The sequence below is a fragment of the Paenibacillus sp. 1011MAR3C5 genome (genome assembly GCF_003591485.1).
In the GTDB taxonomy this organism is placed as follows: Bacteria; Bacillota; Bacilli; order Paenibacillales; family Paenibacillaceae; genus Pristimantibacillus.
Genome location: NZ_QZCF01000002.1, coordinates 294,267 through 313,365, shown reverse-complemented (window position 1 = coordinate 313,365; position 19,099 = coordinate 294,267). Strand labels below are relative to the sequence as shown.

Here is a 19,099-nt window from a genome sequence, read left to right as displayed (position 1 = left end):
TCCTTTTTTGCTGCCAAGCGTGTGCTGTTATCCTTGTTGCCAAGCATATTGCCGGATCGCTGCCGCGACCCCGCCTTCATTATTGGAACCGGCGATCTGATCAGCCGCTTGTTTCACAGATTCCGGAGAGTTGCTCATCGCAATGCCGAGACCGGCATATTCGAGCATCGATATATCATTATAATAATTGCCGATGGCTAATATTTTCCCTCTATCCATGCCTTTCACATCGGCCAATTGCTTCAGTGCAATCCCTTTGCTGGAGCTGGGGCTCTGCACGTCGATAAAAAAATCGCCGCTCCGGATGAACTGCAGGCTTGAATCTCTCTGTTCCCAATACGTCTGGGTAAGATCCATCAGCTCTTTCGATCCGAACAACGTAATCTTGACCATGCCATCCGGGAATCGCTCGTCAAAGCTGTTCATAATAGGCTCCACTTGATGATGCTCATACATTTGCATGACTTCTTCGGTCATAGACTCCACATACATATCGAATGCTGTGTTCAAGTCAAAATGTATGCGATTCTCCCGGCAGTAATCAAGGATCTCCATCAATTCCCCGCTGTCGATATCGTATTGAAACAAAACCTCGCGGTCTTCTGAACGGATAGTTGCCGCGCCATTATGCGTAATCAGAATGCCGCTAAGCTCCAGCTCCGCCAGAACCGGGAATGTTCCCATCGGCCCCCGGCCTGTGCACAGCACGATATCGGCTCCGGCTTGCGCCGCCTCTTGAACGGCTTCCTTGACTTCTTCCAGCAAGTTATGATCATCCGTCAGCAGCGTTCCGTCTACATCAAGCGCGATCAAATCGTAACTAAGCTTCATCTCATCACCGCTCCATCCCTCTAGATTGTTCTCTATTTATCCGCTATTGCAGGGCGTCATTATTTGCCGCTGCCGCGATGAGCCTTCAACAGCTCAACTTCCTCCAATGTCAGCTCCCGGTAATGTCCCTCCGGCAAATACTCATCCAGCGTTAACGGGCCCATAGACACCCTCTTTAAGGTAAGCACCGTTTTGTCCACCGCCTCGAACATTCGTTTAACCTGATGAAACTTGCCTTCCTGAATCGTCAGGCGAATAAGCGATTGGACAGCAGACGCTTGCTCTCCCGCTTGCACAGAGGACGAATCCTCCTGCACGTCCTGCAGCGACCGGCTCAGTACCTGCAGCCGGGCAGGCAGCGTCTCATATCCGTCATCGAGTGTAACTCCCTCCTGGAACGCCTTCACATCATCCTCATTCACATTCCCCAGTACAAGCGCCTCATAAGTCTTGTCCACATGCTTGCGAGGCGACAGCAGCTCATGTGCGAGCTGACCGTTATTGGTCAGCAGTAGCAATCCTACCGTATCCTTATCCAGCCGTCCGACTGGGAATGGATTCAGCAGACGGTCTTCAGGGGCGAGAAGATCAATCACCGTCCGCTCTCTGCCATCCTCCGTCGCTGAGATGACGCCTTGCGGCTTGTTCATCATCAAATAAATCACATCCCGGTAGATGACTGTCTCCCCTTCATAAGTGACGGTATGCTCGGCAGGAGCCACGATCAGTCCGCTATCCTTCACGACCTTCCCGTCAACGGCTACCTTGCCCATTTTGACCGCTCTCTTGATTTCGCTTCTCGTCCCGAAGCCCATATGCGCGAGCAGCTTGTCAATCCGTAATTTCTCAGCCATTATACAGTTGCCTCCATCCGGTCGACAGCTCATTCTTCAGCATGCCGTCCACATATTTCCCCCAGCCTAGCGGATAGCCGTCCACGCAGACCAGCACGTATCCTTTGGCTGATGCGCTCTCCGCAATGGCAAGATCCTCCAGGCGCACGAACAACGTCTCACCTTTCAAATACCGCTGAATCTCTTCAGAGTCGGAGCCCCAGCTTATGGAGCGTTTTGCCTCCGACCGCTTCAATCCCATGGCGAGCGCCTGCGAAGGAACGAATCTGCCTTTTTTCGTTTCGCCGACATACCATCCCGGACGCACAACGCGCAGCCGGTCCAGAGACGGCAGTTGAACGGAGGGCACATAGACAATCGAGCCGAAATGCACAGCTTCCGCTCCGCATCCATGTTCCAGCTCAAGCTCATCGGCTGAGAATTTCTGCCAAGCCGAGATCGGATCGTCATCGCGGACGGCGGGTTTCCCGCCGCGGATCAGCTTGGGATCCTCTGAACGCTTCACGTCCTTCTTGTGCTTGACCGCAGCGCTAGGAGTGGAATCCTCGGACACTTCATGCCGAACAGCCAGCCTTGTCCCTCCGGCATCCGTCACTTCCATCTTGCGCAGCACGGCTGCATAGTGGCCTTCTCCTTCAAGAAGATGAGGCCATAACCTCACCGTTCCTTCCAGGCTGGCTGCTGCCACTTCCCCCAGCTCCCGAGCCGATGCCGCGTCGATCCATTCCGGTCTGCCTTGCGAGACAGCACCAGGCGGGTGAGCCTCCTCCACCGCAAATTCGGGATGTCGGATTAGAAATTCCGCAATTTGCGATTCATTCTCCTCCGGCGAAAAGGTGCATGTCGAATAGACAAGCAGGCCGCCCGGCGCCAGCATCGCTGCCGCATCCTCCAGAATGTCGCGCTGCATGACTGTACAGCGCTCGACGGAGTGCTTCTCCCAGCCCGCCGCCATTCCCTCATCCTTTCGGAACATGCCCTCCCCGGAGCATGGCGCATCCACAAGAATACGGTCAAACCATGCACGAAATGACGGCACAAGCGCAGAGGGCTCTTCGTTGAACACTGCTGCATTGCGCACCCCGGACAGCTCTATATTTTTGGCCAGCGCCTTTGTTCGTTCTCCTGCATTATCATTACTGACAAGGAATCCTTGCCCCATTAGCTTGCCTGCAATCTGCGTCGACTTGCCGCCGGGAGCCGCGCACAGATCCAGCACGCGATGGCCTGGCCGCACATCCAGCAATTCAACCGGCAGCATGGCGCTCGGCTCCTGGATATAATACAAGCCCGCGTGATAATGAGGATGTTTGCCAGGCCTGCCTTCTTCCTGATAGTAATAGCCTTCCTTGGACCATGGAACGGGTCTAACGGTGTCGCCCATTGGTGAAATACTCTTCCATTGATCCGCATCAATCTTGAGCGGGTTCAATCGTAAACCGTACACTCTCGGCGCGTCATAGGAAGACATAAAACTGTCATATTCCCCTTGGAGCAGATTTTGCATTTTTGCTAGAAACTTTGCCGGTATATTGCCCATTCTGCGCCTTTCCTCCCGCTTGGTCCATTAGGACATCCTGCATGTACAAACATACTCCGCTTTGGTATATAATAAAAAGTAAGTGAGTCATGAACGACCTGCAAATATCATGACCATCACAATGAAGCGGAGGTTAAAACGATGAAGAAGAAAAAGAAGAAATTTAGTATGATTTATGTGTACATCGGTATTGTCATCATTTTATTCGGGTCAATCTTTGTATTAGGCAATCTGGAGAAAGACAACAAGCTATACGGCAAGCCCGCTTCCGAATTGAATCCCGCTACACGCTCTCTTCTAGACAATCCTAATTATCAGAATATCATATTGCCTGCAGAAATGGATAATAAGATTGATGCTAAAGAAGACTTCTTTGTATACGCCTTTTCCTCAACCTGCAAGTACTGTCTGAACACAACCCCTCAGATTATGCCAATCGTCAACGATATGGGAATCGAGATGCCGATGTTCAACTTGCTGGAGTTCAACGATTACGGCACCAAGCTCAGCGTCGAATCCACTCCAACGCTGCTTTACTATAAGGACGGTGTAGAAGTAGACAGACTGGAAGGCGGCCTTCGCGAGGAAGGCACGACTGTCGGCCATACACTTGACGATTTCAAAGCATTCTTCACCAAACATGCGGGAGCTGATGCGCAGTGATGAGAAGGAGCGGAGCACGATCTTCCGAACCTCATGCAGCAGGCAACCCGGACCAAGGAAATACCGCAAGATCCGTTATGTATGCTTTGCTGTTAGGATTTGCCCTTATTACGCTGCTGGCCGCCTGCGGCACCAGCGATGACAAAGACAAGGCGCATCTCCATGGTTCGGAGATGTGGGAGACTACTTCATCCGTCACAACACTGCCAGGCTTCCTGAAGAGTCACACGAAATTGACTAAAGACCTCTATTCCGAAGTGCATAGCCATATGCATATGCTTAGTGGCATCCCTTGTTACTGCGGTTGCATGCAAGGCACTGAATTCGATGAACCCCATGACTCGCTGCTGCGCTGTTACTGGGCGGAGCATCCCGCAGATGATGGCAGCGTAACCTGGACGGACCATAGCACGAGCTGCGGCATCTGCAAGAAAGAGATGGAGGAAGTCATCGCCTTAAGCAAGCAAGGCAAGACGGCCGAGGAGATTCTGACGTATATTAACGACAACTATCAACCGAAGAAATCCTCCAGCTAGTTTTGCCAGACAGTGATCTGTACCCCACCATCTGCAAGCGAACAGAAACCTCCGGCACTGCTGCCTGATGCGGCAGTGCCGGAGGTTTCTTGTTGCTGTCCGTTTATTCATTCGTGCTGTGCTTCTTCGCCTTCGCGATGGACTGATTGATGTCCACGGCGAGGCCGGACAGCCCAGCATAATCCTCATGCTCGAACAGCTCATTGAACTTCATCTGGAACTGCGCCGCTTCGCGGATGCGATGATAGAAGTACAGATCCTGAATACCGTTCAGCACGCGTGAGACGACATTGGACTGTTCCTCGAACTCCGTCTGAGCATCAAGTATTTCCTTGCGGATGCTTGTCATCTCGGTATCCAACTGGAAGGCGGCTTCTGCTGCTTTCTTGAGGCGGATGCGTACTTCATCCGGCAAGCTTTCCTTGAATTTATAATGAAGGGAATGCTCGATCGTCGCCCAGAAATTCATCGCAAGTGTCCGTATCTGAATTTCCGCCAATACGTCCATCGAACCAAGTGCAGTCTGCACCGGATACTTCACGATCATATGGTAACTTCGATACCCGCTATCCTTGAAGTTAGTAATGTAATCCTTCTCGTATACAAGCTGAAGGTCCTTGCGGTTGCGGATTAATTCCGCTACACGACGAATATCATCTACGAACTGGCACATGATTCGAATGCCCGCTATGTCCTCTATTCCCGTATCAAGCTGATCCGAGGCGACGCCCAGCCGTCTCGCCTTCTCCAATATGCTGGATACGCGCTTCACCCGGCCCGTCACGAATTCGATCGGGGCATAAGCCTCTCTCAGCTTCAGCTCCATTCGCATCGTCTTGAATTTAACTTTCAGTTCTTCTACTGCTTGTTCGTAAGGCTGTAAAAATAGACTCCAGTCTCGTCCGTCCATCCGGCCGCCTCCTGTTTCTAACGATGATCTGCGCCCACTGCTTCGGCAATATGTCGGTAGCCGTCCTTGCGCAAACATTCTTTCAGTCCGTTTGTCAGCTCGCGCAACACACCCGGACCCTTATAGATTAATGCCGTATAAATCTCAACCAGCGAAGCTCCTGCGCGAATTTTATCGTATGCGTCCTGCGCGGTAAAAATGCCGCCGGAACCAATTATCGGCAACTGTCCGCCTGTCTGGTGATAAACGGACCGGATCACTTCCGTCGAGCGCTCCTTAAGCGGCAATCCGCTAAGACCTCCTGCTTCCTTCGCATTGCCATGGACTAGTCCCTCACGAGACAGCGTCGTATTGGTGGCGATAATGCCTGATACACGACTCTCCATAATGGTCGCTACCGTATGCTCCAGCTGATCCTCGGACATATCCGGCGCAATCTTGACCAGCACGCTCTTCGGCTTCTCCCTGCGCGCTCCCGCCTGCGTAGTCAGCTCGTCCATAACAGCGGATAGCAGCTTCTTCAGCTCGTCCCCATGCTGCAAGTCGCGCAGACCTTGGGTATTCGGCGAGCTGATATTGACAACGAAGAAATCGCCATAGTCATATAGCGCTCGAATGCAGGCTTGATAGTCCTCATGCGCTAGCTCGTTCGGTGTTACCTTGTTTTTACCGATATTAACGGCGATAGGAACACGATGAATTTTGCGCTTCGCAAGCGATGCCGCCATCGCTGCAGCGCCTTCATTATTAAAGCCCATCCGATTGATCAAAGCTTCATCCGGCGGAAGCCGGAACAGACGCGGCAGCTCATTCCCGGATTGTCCTTTTGGCGTGACCGTGCCTACCTCGGCGAAGCCGAAGCCAATGCTGGAGAAGCCGTCAGGCGCCTTGCCGTTCTTGTCCAATCCGGCTGCGAGGCCGACCGGATGCGGGAATTGCAGCCCGAACAGCTCGCTTCTGAGCTCAGGAGACTCCGATACGCCATACATGGCGTTCATTATGCCGGTCATGCCAGGAATTCTGCTCCCTGCCGCCATGCCGTCAATGACCAGATGATGGGCTTTCTCCGGGTCCATTTTGAAAAAAATAGGTTTAAGTATAGATGAATAAAGCAAAGCTTTCACTCCGTTCCGCTATGTATGCTCTAACGAACAGTTTATCCCTTTTAGAGCAAAAAGAAAAGAGCTCGCGCAAGGAGGCGCAAGCTTCAATTGGCCAAGCTGTATTGCGGCTTTGGACGAAAACGATTACAATATATGCATATGATGCAAGTCAGAAATCCGATATAGAAAGGTTGATTGAAAATGGGCGCAGCCAAAAGAAAGCCAGCCACATTGAAAGCAAAACCGAAGGAAGAAGTGAACAAGAAGGCGATGGTCTGGATCGCCTCCATTGTAGGAGTCGTATTCATTGCCATTGCGGCGCTTCTTATTCTCACTTCGTAAGCTTTGCTTACGTCAACCATTGATACACTTTGGCGGGATTGGTCTCGTTCTGCTGCGGCTCCAGCTTGAATCTTTCAGCTGACGGCTTCGCGTCTGACGGGAGCGTCCCGTTTTTAATTTTCACCGCTGTTCCTAGCGGCACCATATCGAACAGCTCCTCTACGTCTGCCGTCTTCATCCTTATGCATCCAAGCGACTCATCCTTGCCGATGCTGTCCGGATCATCCGTACCGTGGATCGCGTACAGCGTACCCGACAGCGTCATCCCTCTGCTGCCGAACATGCCGTCATCCGTACCGTTAGGATCTCTGACTTTCTCGCTGATGTAGAAGCTGCCCTCCGGTGTCCTCTCGCCTCCAAGCCCAACCTCGTAACTGCGAATGACCATTTTGTCCTGAACGACGGCAAGCCGATAATTCGACACATCGATCACAATCTCCAGCGGCTTGCTCCAATCTTGCTGATAGATGCCGTTGGTGCCGATAGCACTGCCTGCCGGCTGGATATCCTTATTGCCGGACTCCTGGCTATCGCCGCCCGACTCCGTTTTTCCATTTGATGCCTGCTTCTCCTTTAGTTTCGCCAGAACATAAGGGAACCATTCCTTCATCCCTTCGCCTTCCCCTGACAATACATTATGCGGGTAGGGACGGATCAGATCGTCAAGCTTCTGCGGCCACTTCCCGTATAGTCGGTAATAATGATGAATGCCGCTGGCCAGTGTCCAGTGCATCTCTTGCGCCTCGCGCCATTCCCCGAACAGCTTCTTCACACCGCTTGTATCCCCGGGCTCGCATACGCAGGAATCGCGGTCCAGCATGGATAGCGCAGAGCGGCTTCCGTTCCCTTCCTTGGTTAAGGACATGAGGAAGCGGGAATGGCCATTCCACTGTCTCCAGCCTTCCTTCTCCTCCAATCGCACGGCCAGCGACTGCTTGGGAGCTGCTCCTCCGGCTGCTACAATAGCATTCATGGCATAGCCGATCGGTTTGCCCTCCTTCTGAGGGACGAATACGATGCCAAGCTCAGGAGCGTTCTTGTCGGCCGGAGCGGGCTGAGCATCCTTCGGCTCCTTATGCCAGAAGGGATTAAGCGGCAGGAGCAAAGCTATTAAGAGCAGCGGAATTGCCGCTAATACGATCTTCCAGACCAGCCTCTTTTTCTTCTGCTGCTTGTTCCATTCCTTCAGTTCCTCCAGCTGCTGCTCGGCCAGCGGATGCGTCTCCTGCTCAAAGGCTTCATAGATATCGCCTGCCTGAATAAAGCAATAATTCGCTTTGCTTTCCTTGCCCGCTTGCAAATAATGTTTCCCGAGCAAGTACCATCCCATCTTATTGTCGGGATGCTGTTTCACGAATTGCTTCAGATAAATTATATCCTCCAGCTTGTCCATCCTAAATCCCTCCGCCTGCTCTTCTCTACCAAGTATATCGGCAGAGGATGCGGATTCATCGATATCAATCTTGTAGACAGGGAGAGTGATGGCGGCAAAAAAGCCCCCTCGATCCGTCCGCGCGGTCATGAGGGGGCTTGCTGTTAGCTTATGATTGCCAAAAAATGATTAGCCCGGAGCGTTGAACGGCTCGTCGGCAATCTTGATGGAATCCGTCGGACAACCGTCGCATGCATCTTGCAAGTCGTCGTACATATCTTCAGGAATTTCTGTATTTCCTGTGTTCCCGTCATTCTGGAAGATGACTTCCGCAATCCCCTCGTCATCGTAATCGTAAATATCCGGTGCAGTCGCTCCGCATGCTCCGCACGCGATGCAAGTGTCTTTCTCTACCCATGTAAATTTAGCCATGGTCTACATTCCCTCCTTATAATATACGGAATAATTCCGTTCGCTTTCTGTTTGTATGATGCCTTAAAGCGTGGTTCCTCACTCATCAATATATAACAAACTATCGTCTTTTTGCAAGGACGTGCCTCGAATTCGCTTGTTTCGGATCAGGGTCGACGGGTCGTCTCCCAGCATGCCCGCGGTCAGCACCGCGTCCTCTCCGAATCGGTCGCGAAGGGTGTCCATCGCCTTCGTCAAGGCCTCCTTCCGGGGCTGGTCCTCATAGCTGAACAGATCCAGTTGAACGGCTGTCTCATCGGCCGGAGCCAAGTTTTGCAGCGTGACACCAAGCAAGCGGATCGGATCTCCAAGCTTCCAATGCCGCTGGAACAGCTTGCGTGCTTCCTTGTTGATCTCCTCCGTCGTTTGCGTTGGAGCGCTCAACGTATGGGACCTTGTAATCGTAGACATATCGGGACGGCGAATCGTGATTTGAACGGTGGAGGCAACAAGGTTCTGACGCCGAAGCCTCCGGGCCGTCTGATCCGATAGATTCAGCAGCACGCGAAAAACATCATCCTGTTCCGTCAGATCGCTTGGAAGCGTTGTTGTATGGCCGATTGACTTGCTCTGCTCGCGGTTCGGATTAACGGGCGACTGATCCATTCCGTGAGCGGCTGACTTCATCCAGGCACCCATAACGCCGAATTGCTTGATCAACAGCGCCTCGTCTGTGTTTGCCAGCTGTCCAATCGTCCGAATATTCATCTTCTCCAGCTTTTCGGCCGTCTTTCCTCCGATGCCGAACAGGGTGCCGCACGGCTTATCCCACAGCATATTCGGCACGTCGCGCAAGCGCAGAACGGTCAGACCCATCGGTTTCTTCATATCCGATGCCATCTTGGCAAGCAGCTTATTAGGCGCTAGCCCGATGGAGCAAGGCAATTGCCATTCCGATTTAATTCGTCTCTGAAGAGATTCCGCAATATCCAAGGGCGTCCCCAGCAGCTTAGATCCTGTAATGTCCATATAACACTCGTCAATCGACACAGGCTCTACGAGCGGCGTGAACTGACGGGCAATGCTCATGAACCCATGAGAATACTTCCTGTATAAGTTGAAGTCCGGCTTGATCAATAGAAGCTCCGGGCATATGCGCATAGCCTGTTTAACGGCCATTCCCGTCTTGATGCCCTTGTTCCTTGCGGCATAGGAGCAGGTTACGATAATTCCTTTGCGCTGCTCTACGCTGCCGGATACAGCAGTAGGCTTATCCTTATAATATTCCGGCTCTTCCGCTTCATGCACAGAACAATAAAACGCGTTCATATCCAGATGGATGATGACCCGCCCATTGACCGGATAGTGATCCTTCACATCGCTCATGGCTCTCTACCTCACCTTTAAGTGCGTGTTCAAAAAGTCCGGTTTTCAGCACCGAGAAGATTGGATGATGCTAGGAAATGAGGAGCGGAGCGTAGTGGAAGCTACGTAGCACCGGAAGTTCCGGCTGAATGCCATATTCGATGTCGAGTAGACTTCCTAATCTGCTTCGTATCAAAAGTCGACTTTTTGAACCACCTCTAAAAAAGAAAATGCGTATATCCGTTCCCCTTTCCTCCAGCATATAATTGATAATGTGGGAAGTCAATGCGAAGAAGCCCGTGAAAAATATAACATTCCCCCTCTACTTTAAATAGATAAAGTGTTATAATAATAAATTATGATTTGTATTGGCTATCAGTGAAGGAGGCGTCATCAGAAATGTCCGCTAAAATCTCGATCTTTGACACGACGCTGCGTGACGGTACGCAAGGAGAAGGCATCAGCCTGTCCGCAGACGACAAATTGAAAATTGCCCTGAAGCTAGACGCTTTAGGCGTTCATTATATTGAAGGCGGGAATCCGGGAAGCAACAGCAAGGATATCGAGTTTTTCCAACGCGTAAAGTCGCTCAACCTGAATGCACGCTTAACCGCGTTCGGCAGTACGAGGCGCAAGCATTCGCTGGCCGAGCATGATGCCAGCCTGCTGCGCATCGTGGAATCGGGCGTCCCGGCAGCGACACTAGTCGGCAAAGCATGGGATTTTCATGTGCACACGGCTCTACAGACGACTCTCGAAGAGAATCTGGCTATGATCTACGATTCGTTTGCGTTTCTAAAGCAGAACGGCATGGAAGCGATGTACGACGCGGAGCATTTCTTTGACGGCTATAAGCATAATCCGGAGTACGCGTTAGCTGCTCTGCGCAAAGCGCAGGATGCAGGTGCGGACTGGCTTGTGCTTTGCGATACAAACGGGGGCACGCTGCCTGGAGAGATTCATGAGATCGTCTCCCGGGTAAGATCGGAGCTTACAGCCTCAATCGGCATCCATACCCATAACGACTGCGAGCTGGCTGTAGCGAATACGCTGTCGGCTGTACAGGCTGGCGCACGTCAGGTACAAGGTACGATTAACGGATATGGCGAGCGTTGCGGCAACGCGAACCTGTGCTCCATCATTCCGAATCTGCAAATCAAGATGGGCTATAACTGCCTGCCGGAAGAGAAATTGCGCACCTTGACGAACACGGCGCGTTATGTGAGCGAGATTGCCAATGTACATATGCCTGTCGGCCAGGCATATGTCGGCAACGCGGCATTCGCCCATAAGGGCGGCATTCATGTGTCGGCAATTATGAAGGACTCCAAAACCTACGAGCATATCCAACCTGAGCTTGTTGGCAATAAGCAGCGCATCCTCGTATCGGAGTTAGCCGGCCAAAGCAACATCATCTCCAAGGCTCATGAGCTGGGTCTTGATGTCAATACGAATAACGAGAAGACGAAGCAAATCATCGACCAGATCAAAGAACTGGAGCATCAAGGCTATCAATTCGAAGGCGCTGATGCTTCACTTGAGCTTCTGCTGCGCGAAGCCTTCACCGATATGAAAGAAATCTTCACTGTCGAATCGTTTAAGATGCATATGGAAAAGTCGAACGGCGTCATGATCTCCGAGGCGATCGTCAAGATCAATGTAGACGGTCAGCAAGTATACACGGCAGCCGAAGGCAATGGCCCTGTCAACGCGCTCGACAATGCGCTCCGCAAAGCGCTTGTTCAATTTTATCCAAAGATCGAGCAGATCCATCTGTCTGACTATAAGGTTCGCGTCATTGACGAGAAGGACGCAACGGCTGCCAAGGTGCGCGTATTGGTCGAATCGACGGGTCTCGACAATACATGGAGCACGGTCGGCGTCTCCAGCAACGTCATCGAAGCCAGCTGGGAGGCTTTGCTTGGAAGCATCCGATATGCGTTGCTAAGCATGGACAAAGTCGATCATGGATTGCCAGATACCCACGAACGGCTGGGCTTGATCAATCATTAAGCAACAAAAAAGCTGTCTCTCCGGAAGCCATATGGCAACCGTCGAGACAGCTTTTTTTATATCCATTTCTGAATTAGTCTTTCCCATTCCTCATAGGTAATGACGCCATTGATTCGCTCACGAATGACTCCGTCGGCATCGATCAGGAAGCTTGTCGGGAAGGTAGACACCTTATACTGCTTCGTTACATCTCCGGGACGGTCCATTAGAATCGGGAACGTAAATGCATGATCATCCACAAACTTTCGAGCCGCACGCTCCTTGTCATACTTCGTGGCGTTCACCCCGTACAGCACCATACGGTCCCCATAGTTCTCATGCAGCTTCTGCAGGTCGGGAGCCTCCAATTCGCAAGGACCGCACCATGACGCCCAGAAGTTGACGAATATCAGCTTGTCGCTTTTGCCTCCAATTTCAACCGGCTTATCCTCCAAATCAGGCAACGCGAACGCTTCGGCGACAAAACCTGCCTTTGGCTTGAAATCCGGAGAAGACGATGCTTCAGTGGCATCGTCCTGATTATATTGATAAACGGCCAGTCCCGCAAAAAATATAGCGATAATCGTTAATGCAGCAACTTTTCTCATGTGGCATCCCTTCGCTTCCTTATGCATTCGTAGTACACAATTGCCTCCATCGTATCATGCGTCGTATGGAAGCTCAATACAGGGGGCAAATTAGCCATAAAACCGTCACCATTCCCGGAGGTTAACTATGGCTCGGACTAATTGGTTGCAATACGCGGCATTCGCCAGCGTACCGCTCGTACTTGTATTAGGCAATTCCATGCTTGTCCCTATCCTGCCGGATATGGCCAAAGCGATGAACATCAGCGAGCTGCAATCCAGCCTCGTTATTACATTATTTTCGGTATCTGCGGGACTGTTCATACCTCTCATCGGTTATTTATCCGATCGGATGAAGCGCAAGGCTGTCATTCTTCCTGCGCTTGCCGTCTATGGTGCTGCCGGTATCCTCGCCGGACTCGGAGCGGTATGGCATTCCTATCCGACGCTTGTCGTGGCCAGGATCATCCAGGGCATGGCCGCAGCCGGTACCGCCCCAATCGCTATGGCGCTTGTAGGCGATCTGTATAAGGATGGCGAAGAGAGCGAAGCGCTTGGGCTGATTGAAGCGTCCAACGGATTCGGCAAGGTGATCAGCCCCATTCTCGGCTCCCTTCTTGGCCTCTGGACATGGTACGCTCCGTTCTTCGCATTCCCGATCTTCTGCGCTGCTGCCTTCGCGGCTGTGCTATGGCTGATCAAAGAGCCTGATCAGAAGAAAAAGAATGTCCCGCTTGGAGAGTATTTGCAAGGCATGGCCAAGATTTTCCGAAAGGATGGCAAATGGCTCATCACGGCGTATTTGGCAGGCTCGCTTGGCCTGTTCATCCTGTTCGGCATGCTATTCTATCTGTCCGACATGATGGAGAAGCCTCCGCTTTCCATTGACGGGGTGGCTAAAGGCGGCATTCTCGCCATTCCATTACTGGGACTGGTCATTACCGCATATACGACTGGGCGGGTGATCAAAAAAAATAAAATACTGATGCGCAAAATGATGCTGATCGGACTATCCGTAGTTACCGTTTCGTTAGTGGCAGCTTCGATATGGCATGCAGCCTTCATTGCGCTCATCAGCTTTATCACGTTAAGCAGCATAGGTACGGGTCTCGTTCTGCCCTGCCTCAACACGCTTATTACGGGTGCTGTAGACCAGTCACATCGCGGCATGGTAACTTCCTTGTACAATTGCTTGCGTTTTCTAGGCGTTGCCGCCGGTCCGCCGCTATTAAGCTGGGCTGCCGATCGCTCAGTGACATGGCTGTTCATCTCCCTTACGATACTAAGCGCCATTGTCCTGTTCGGCGTAGCCCGGTTTGTACGACCCGGGCCATCACAAGCAAAGTCCTCTTCTTCACGGTAAGCTTGCTCTTCGGTATAATACAATAGAAGAAATCCATGTGACGGATCATTGTAGAACCGAGGTGGTTAAGATGGCCGATTTATCGTTGTCCAATGTCAAAATAACGGTTGATGCTTATGAACAGCTGCTGGCGATATGCGCACGCTTGTATCCGAATGAAGCATGCGGCGTGCTCGCGCGCAGCGAACCCTCCGAATCGATCGACATCGCCTTGCCGATTCGGAACGTGCATAAGCGGCCCGAGGACTCCTTTGCTTTCCATCCCGCCGAGTGGACAAACACATTTTTTGGCATGCAAAGAAACCGACAACAGCTTGTCGGTTTCTTTCATTCTCATCCCCATTCACATGCACAGCCGTCCTTGCGCGACTATGCCGGATTCCTCCCCGCTCCAGGCATGACCTATTGGATCGTATCCTTGAAGGATCGAGACCTCCCAGAGGTGCAGCCATACCTGTTGGAGAATGGGCATTTTCTGCCTGTCCCTTTAATGCTTGCTTAAATAAGCGTACATATCACCAAGCGTTATAATATTCCTCTCTACGATACGTCTTAGATAAACATGCCATAGCTCGGCAGTCATAAGCGAATCCTGAAGAGCATGATGCCGTTCTGTGATCGGAATCCCGTGTTTTATCAGCAGATCGTCCAGGCTGTAGCTCTCAAGACCGGGCTCCAGCCATTTGGCGATCATCATCGTGTCCAGTACGCGATGATTCAAGCTTACTTTGGAGGTCCTCCATAATGCCGCATTCAGAAACTGCTTGTCATGTCCGGACGCATGCGCAACTAGCAGACGTCTGCCGACAAAAGCCATAAAGTCATGCAAAACCTCCATAAGATCGGGCGCATCCTGCACCATTTCATTCGTTATGCCAGTCAGGTCCACAATCGCCCTCGGAATGAGCCGCTTCGGATTGACCAGGCTATAGAAGCTTTCGCTTTCTATGATTTCCCCTCCACGCACGACAACAGCGCCGAAAGAAATAATTTCGTCGCCGTTGTTCGGATTAAAGCCTGTTGTCTCCAGATCAAACACAACAATCTCAAGCTCCTTTAGCGGAATGTCGAGCATGGATTGCTTGCGCTGCTCTCGATTCGCATTGCGAATAAAGGCCATTTGCTGTGCGTTCGGCGAGCCGAGCATCGATGCGATGGCAGGTGTAACGCCCCCCATCTTATACAGGCTCCACATTCGGCCGACACCTTTTTGTTCTTTCATCTACATGCACCGCCTTACTCTTACATAAGCCTGCCCATTGTCCCTTTGCACACCGCTTTTTGCAATCTCTTGCCTTGCCTCAGACTGCTCTTAAGCTCGTCGGTCATCTCCCTGGACAGTTTGCTGCTTGGCAGTTTGCCGTTGTTGGCATATACTCCATCCTCTATTTGTTCCGTTGTCATGAGCCGAAGCCTGAGGATGAATCGGAAGGCTTGCTCGTAACTCCGGCCGTCTTCAATGGACAAGCGCCCCTCCTCCACCAGTTTCCGAATTCGCTCCAGTGTAGAGGTCTCCCGCAGGTTCGCTTGAATGGCAAGCAGGCGGATGGAATTGACCATGGGGATATAAGCGCCATACTTGATGTCCAGACTCCCAGCGTCTTCGCCATACCGCTCCTTCAGCAATTGGCCGAAGATGCCGACCAGCACCTTGTGGCGCATCGTATTTTCGGTCATTCTCCTAATGATGACAGGATGATTAAGCGTATCGGTAAAAAACATATCTTTAAGCAAATCTACCAGACGGTGGTCTCCGTACACGCAGCGGCTGTCTGCAATAATGAGCAAATACCGCACCGCTTCCCACTCCGGCTCCTTAAACCAGCCGTTCAGCTTCTCTCCCCATTCCCTCAGCGAATGGCACCAGTCAGGATTATCGCTTAGGACCTTCCCTTCGCATGGGGGATAGCCGACTGCTATTAAATTTTTGACGATAAGCGTGCATAATTCCCCAAAATACTGCCTGATTCCTTCACTATTCGTATCGGAATCCAGATACACGACTCCGCTGTCCTGATCGCTGGACAACGTCTGTTCCATCCGCCCACCGCTGCCGAACAATAGATATGCGTAAGGCACGGGGGGAGACCCTTTCCCCAGCCGTGCCAATTCCGCTTCCGAAATCGCAATCGCTCTGCTGATAATGGCATCATGCGTCTCGTTCAACTGTTCATTCAATTGTTCTACCGGCCGTGATGGGAGAAGAGCTTCCATCTGCTCGTGCAATTGATCGCGCAAGCAGCGAAGACCGTCAATATGATCGGCGGAAGCTATCTTCTTGGCGTACTGCGATCGCGTAGGATCACTCATGCGCCTTCCTCCCCTTTGGTCAGTCCGCAAGTCAAGATCGTTTAGCCTTGTAGGCCTTGACCTGGTTTTTTCAGTTGCTCAGGATAACCATAAGCGCCATGCTCGCTCAGGTCAAGACCGATAATTTCTTGCTCCTCCGTTACGCGGAAGCCCATGATCTTCTTCATAACGCCAAGTACGATGAAGGAAGTGACGAGTACGAATACGCCTGCGAATACGACGGACTCCAGCTGTACCCACAGCTGCTTCCAGCTGCCCGTATCGATCAGGCCGCCTGTGCCTACGCCTACCTTGTCAGCCAGCTCTTGCGTTGCGAAGATACCGTTAGCAAGCGTACCCCAGATACCAGCCATACCATGAACCGAGAGGGCATAGATTGGATCGTCCACCTTCAGTTTTTCAAACATTTTCACGCTGTAGAATACGAGGACGCCGGACACTAGACCAATCACGACTGCAGCCCACGGGTCTACGAACGCACAGGATGCCGTAATGGCAACAAGACCGCCAAGCGTACCGTTCAGCATCGCTGTAATGTCCGCTTTGCCTGTTACTGCCCAGGAGATCAGCAGCGCTGCTACGCCGCCTGCGCCAGCTCCCAGCATGGTTGTGAATGCTACGTAAGTAAAGAAGCCGTCGCCGATTGCAACTGTGGAGCCTGCATTGAATCCGAACCAGCCTACCCACAGAAGAAGCACGGACAAAGCGGTGAATACTTGGTTATGCCCCAATATTTCATTTGCTGAGCCGTCTTTGTTGAACTTGCCGATACGAGGCTTCAAAAGCACAGTTGCTACAAATGCTGCAACAGCGCCGGACAAGTGAACAACCGTTGAACCGGCAAAGTCTTGTGCGCCGTGATCAGCCAACCATCCGCCGCCCCAAATCCAGTGAGCGACTACCGGGTAAATAATGGCAATGTAGAAGAGTGTAAATACGATATAAGAGGAGAGTTTGGCGCGTTCTGCGAAGCCGCCCCATGCGATAGATAGAGAGATAGCTGCAAACGCTAATTGGAACAAGAAGAATACAGCGCTAGGGAACCCTTCTGTAGTCGGATCTCCAGAAGTACCCGGGTTAACGAAGAAATCACCCCAACCGATAAACTTGCTGATGGTACTTTCGGCATTCGCTCCGCCGAAGGCTACTCCGTAACCAACAGCCCAATAAATCAGTGCCGCAAGGCCAACTGTGAAAATGGTTTTGCCGGCTACGTGGCCTGCATTTTTCATACGAGTGGATCCGGCTTCTAGAAGAATGAACCCGCCTTGCATCAATAATACGAGGATAAATGCGAGCATGACCCACAGGGAGTTCAATCCCATGTCAAGCATTGCGCCGGACGGATCCGCTGCGAATGCGACAACCGGGAATACGATTGTCATTAATCCTAACGCGAGAAAAGTCTTCTTAACCAATACGACCACTCCTTTAATGTTATGTTTACTAACACGTTACGAAAGACTTAATGTCATTATAGTCAGAAGTGCTTATTTTGACAATACGAATTTTCGATTTTTACAAAAAAAATCTAACGTTCGGCATTAAACCTGACACGAACGTTAGCCTTTTCTCGTTAAACACCTATATAATAGAAGAAACGCCGTAGCAACCTTCGCGTTTACGTCTCTTTTTCTGCCATTCGGACATGGATGAACGAAATCTCGCATCCAAACTGCATAGGCGCGACTCGTTCACATGTCAGACGTTTGACTGTATGGTTACTTAAGGATTATCATTAACTATAATGAAGAACGATCAAAGGCGGTGATAGAATGGATGCTATCCAATTGTATCGGATCGGAGAATTGTCCAGGCTTGCCAAGGTCAGTGCAAGAACAATCGATTATTATACCTCGATGGGGCTCCTTGAGCCTGCAAAACGATCCGACAAAAACTACAGATTATATTCTCACGAAACTTTGCAGCGTCTCGAACGTATTGAGGATATGAAAAAGGACAAATATACGTTAGATGAGATTAAAGCCAGTCTGGATAGCTGGAGCAAGGTTTCGCCGGAGGAGCAACTCTCTCTTAAGCTGACGGAGATCCAACAGCATTTGACGAAGCTGGAGCGCGAGGTCAAGGAACTCGAGCCCGTAATCAAGCAGCTTAAGCCCCGCCAGGCGCATCGGTTTTACTCGACACTGACGCCGCAGACAGCCGCGTGTATCGAAGCTCTGATGCTACTCATGAACAAGAGCTCACTCATGTAACGGTGTCCTACACCATTAGCTGGAGGAATGAAATGATGATCATCCTGATAATTGCAGCCTTCGCTTTGACGATCTGGGCACAGTTCCGCGTCAAGGGAACCTTCAAGAAGTGGGCGCAAGTACCGGCGCACAGCGGTCTTACCGGCTATCAAGCTGCCAGAAGGATGCTTGACAACAACGGTCTGCACGATGTGCCGATCGAACCGGTTCAGGGCGCATTGACCGACCATTACGATCCGATTCACCGCGTTGTGCGGTTATCGGAACCCGTATATTACGAGAACTCCATCTCGGCTATATCGGTCGCCTGCCACGAGGTCGGACACGCCATTCAGCATTCTGTGTCTTATCCATTCCTGGTTGCCCGCCACAAAATTTTCCCTGTCGTGAACTTCGCTTCCGGCGTAGCGCCATTCTTGCTTCTTGCCGGATTCTTGTTTAGCCAATTCAATCTGATCGGCCTCGGAATTATCTTCTTCTCCGTAGCCGTCGCCTTCCAGCTCATTACGCTGCCAGTTGAATTCAACGCCAGCAACAGAGCACGCGACCTGATGGTCGCCGAAGGCTTCATTACGAACGATGAAGAACGCGGCGTAGCCAAAGTATTGAACTCCGCCGCGCTGACGTATGTAGCGGCTGCTCTGCTCTCTCTGCTGGAGCTTATCCGATACGTCTTGATCTTCACTCAGAACCGCGAATAATCA

Annotated in this window: 20 protein-coding genes; 8 read left to right on the top strand and 12 right to left on the bottom strand. The window is 51.4% G+C overall.

The genetic code is table 11. The features are described from left to right. Positions 1 to 27: 27 nt before the first annotated feature. From D3P07_RS06305 to D3P07_RS06295, 3 genes are read right to left on the bottom strand one after another with little or no spacing between them, the layout of a single operon-like run. Positions 28 to 831 carry a Cof-type HAD-IIB family hydrolase gene (locus D3P07_RS06305; protein ID WP_119799288.1) on the bottom strand — a complete coding sequence of 268 codons (804 nt, stop codon included), beginning with the start codon at positions 829 to 831 and terminating at the stop codon, positions 28 to 30. A 59-nt stretch (positions 832 to 890) separates the two neighbouring features. Further along, positions 891 to 1,685: a pseudouridine synthase gene (locus D3P07_RS06300; protein ID WP_119799286.1), complete on the bottom strand. Its 795-nt coding sequence runs from the start codon at positions 1,683 to 1,685 to the stop codon at positions 891 to 893. Continuing rightward, positions 1,678 to 3,225: an RsmF rRNA methyltransferase first C-terminal domain-containing protein gene (locus D3P07_RS06295; protein WP_119799285.1), complete on the bottom strand. Its 1,548-nt coding sequence runs from the start codon at positions 3,223 to 3,225 to the stop codon at positions 1,678 to 1,680. The genes D3P07_RS06300 and D3P07_RS06295 overlap by 8 nt, the downstream gene beginning before the upstream one ends. A gap of 141 nt (positions 3,226 to 3,366) precedes the next feature. On the opposite strand from D3P07_RS06295, the gene D3P07_RS06290 reads away from it, so the two are divergent. Both D3P07_RS06290 and D3P07_RS06285 read left to right on the top strand, forming a co-directional pair. Then, a complete protein-coding gene (locus D3P07_RS06290; RefSeq protein WP_119799283.1) occupies positions 3,367 to 3,888 on the top strand; it encodes a thioredoxin family protein in 522 nt (173 codons plus the stop codon). After that, positions 3,888 to 4,424 carry a PCYCGC motif-containing (lipo)protein gene (locus D3P07_RS06285; RefSeq protein WP_119799281.1) on the top strand — a complete coding sequence of 179 codons (537 nt, stop codon included), beginning with the start codon at positions 3,888 to 3,890 and terminating at the stop codon, positions 4,422 to 4,424. Before D3P07_RS06290 ends, D3P07_RS06285 begins: the two co-directional genes overlap by 1 nt. Before the next feature lie 103 nt (positions 4,425 to 4,527). Here the strand turns inward: D3P07_RS06285 and yjbM are convergent, their stop codons facing one another. Together yjbM and D3P07_RS06275 are read right to left on the bottom strand one after the other, a co-directional pair. Beyond that, complete coding sequence (gene yjbM / locus D3P07_RS06280; protein ID WP_119799280.1) at positions 4,528 to 5,334, bottom strand: GTP diphosphokinase; 807 nt, start codon at positions 5,332 to 5,334, stop codon at positions 4,528 to 4,530. 17 nt (positions 5,335 to 5,351) lie between these two features. After that, a complete protein-coding gene (locus D3P07_RS06275) occupies positions 5,352 to 6,449 on the bottom strand; it encodes a quinone-dependent dihydroorotate dehydrogenase (protein WP_119799278.1) in 1,098 nt (365 codons plus the stop codon). 189 nt (positions 6,450 to 6,638) lie between these two features. Here D3P07_RS06275 and D3P07_RS26875 point away from each other — a divergent pair, with 189 nt between their 5' ends. Beyond that, the gene (locus tag D3P07_RS26875; protein WP_182914203.1) at positions 6,639 to 6,779 is read left to right on the top strand and encodes a hypothetical protein; all 141 of its coding nucleotides are present in this window, start codon (positions 6,639 to 6,641) and stop codon (positions 6,777 to 6,779) included. Positions 6,780 to 6,786: 7 nt separating this feature from the next. Here the strand turns inward: D3P07_RS26875 and D3P07_RS06270 are convergent, their stop codons facing one another. From D3P07_RS06270 to D3P07_RS06260, 3 genes are all read right to left on the bottom strand, one after another. Next, entirely contained in the window at positions 6,787 to 8,301 is a 1,515-nt protein-coding gene (locus tag D3P07_RS06270) for a L,D-transpeptidase family protein (protein ID WP_119799276.1), read from the bottom strand. Between the two features lie 39 nt (positions 8,302 to 8,340). Beyond that, complete coding sequence (locus tag D3P07_RS06265) at positions 8,341 to 8,583, bottom strand: ferredoxin (RefSeq protein WP_119799274.1); 243 nt, start codon at positions 8,581 to 8,583, stop codon at positions 8,341 to 8,343. A 78-nt stretch (positions 8,584 to 8,661) separates the two neighbouring features. Next, positions 8,662 to 9,948 (bottom strand): DNA polymerase IV, encoded by a 1,287-nt coding sequence (locus D3P07_RS06260; RefSeq protein ID WP_119799272.1) that lies wholly within the window; start codon positions 9,946 to 9,948, stop codon positions 8,662 to 8,664. 378 nt (positions 9,949 to 10,326) lie between these two features. Between D3P07_RS06260 and cimA the strand changes: the two genes are divergently transcribed. After that, entirely contained in the window at positions 10,327 to 11,940 is a 1,614-nt protein-coding gene (cimA, locus tag D3P07_RS06255; RefSeq protein WP_119799270.1) for a citramalate synthase, read from the top strand. A gap of 56 nt (positions 11,941 to 11,996) precedes the next feature. Here the strand turns inward: cimA and D3P07_RS06250 are convergent, their stop codons facing one another. Next, complete coding sequence (locus D3P07_RS06250; protein ID WP_119799986.1) at positions 11,997 to 12,527, bottom strand: TlpA family protein disulfide reductase; 531 nt, start codon at positions 12,525 to 12,527, stop codon at positions 11,997 to 11,999. Positions 12,528 to 12,654: 127 nt separating this feature from the next. On the opposite strand from D3P07_RS06250, the gene D3P07_RS06245 reads away from it, so the two are divergent. Next, on the top strand, positions 12,655 to 13,869 hold the full coding sequence (locus D3P07_RS06245) for an MFS transporter (RefSeq protein WP_119799268.1): 1,215 nt from the start codon (positions 12,655 to 12,657) through the stop codon (positions 13,867 to 13,869). Positions 13,870 to 13,939: 70 nt separating this feature from the next. After that, positions 13,940 to 14,371 carry a M67 family metallopeptidase gene (locus D3P07_RS06240; protein ID WP_119799266.1) on the top strand — a complete coding sequence of 144 codons (432 nt, stop codon included), beginning with the start codon at positions 13,940 to 13,942 and terminating at the stop codon, positions 14,369 to 14,371. On the opposite strand, the gene D3P07_RS06235 is transcribed toward D3P07_RS06240, so the two are convergent. The 3 genes from D3P07_RS06235 to D3P07_RS06225 are packed head-to-tail and all read right to left on the bottom strand — an operon-like array spanning position 14,357 to position 17,597. Continuing rightward, positions 14,357 to 15,091, bottom strand: a complete 735-nt coding sequence (locus tag D3P07_RS06235) for a 3'-5' exonuclease (RefSeq protein ID WP_119799265.1) — start codon at positions 15,089 to 15,091, stop codon at positions 14,357 to 14,359. The genes D3P07_RS06240 and D3P07_RS06235 overlap by 15 nt on opposite strands. A gap of 20 nt (positions 15,092 to 15,111) precedes the next feature. Beyond that, positions 15,112 to 16,179 (bottom strand): DUF294 nucleotidyltransferase-like domain-containing protein, encoded by a 1,068-nt coding sequence (locus D3P07_RS06230; RefSeq protein ID WP_119799263.1) that lies wholly within the window; start codon positions 16,177 to 16,179, stop codon positions 15,112 to 15,114. Between the two features lie 41 nt (positions 16,180 to 16,220). Then, on the bottom strand, positions 16,221 to 17,597 hold the full coding sequence (locus tag D3P07_RS06225) for an ammonium transporter (protein WP_119799261.1): 1,377 nt from the start codon (positions 17,595 to 17,597) through the stop codon (positions 16,221 to 16,223). 357 nt (positions 17,598 to 17,954) lie between these two features. Between D3P07_RS06225 and D3P07_RS06220 the strand changes: the two genes are divergently transcribed. Together D3P07_RS06220 and D3P07_RS06215 are read left to right on the top strand one after the other, a co-directional pair. Beyond that, positions 17,955 to 18,395: a MerR family transcriptional regulator gene (locus D3P07_RS06220; RefSeq protein ID WP_182914202.1), complete on the top strand. Its 441-nt coding sequence runs from the start codon at positions 17,955 to 17,957 to the stop codon at positions 18,393 to 18,395. A 32-nt stretch (positions 18,396 to 18,427) separates the two neighbouring features. Then, on the top strand, positions 18,428 to 19,096 hold the full coding sequence (locus tag D3P07_RS06215; RefSeq protein WP_119799259.1) for a zinc metallopeptidase: 669 nt from the start codon (positions 18,428 to 18,430) through the stop codon (positions 19,094 to 19,096). The last annotated feature ends 3 nt before the right edge of the window (positions 19,097 to 19,099 follow it).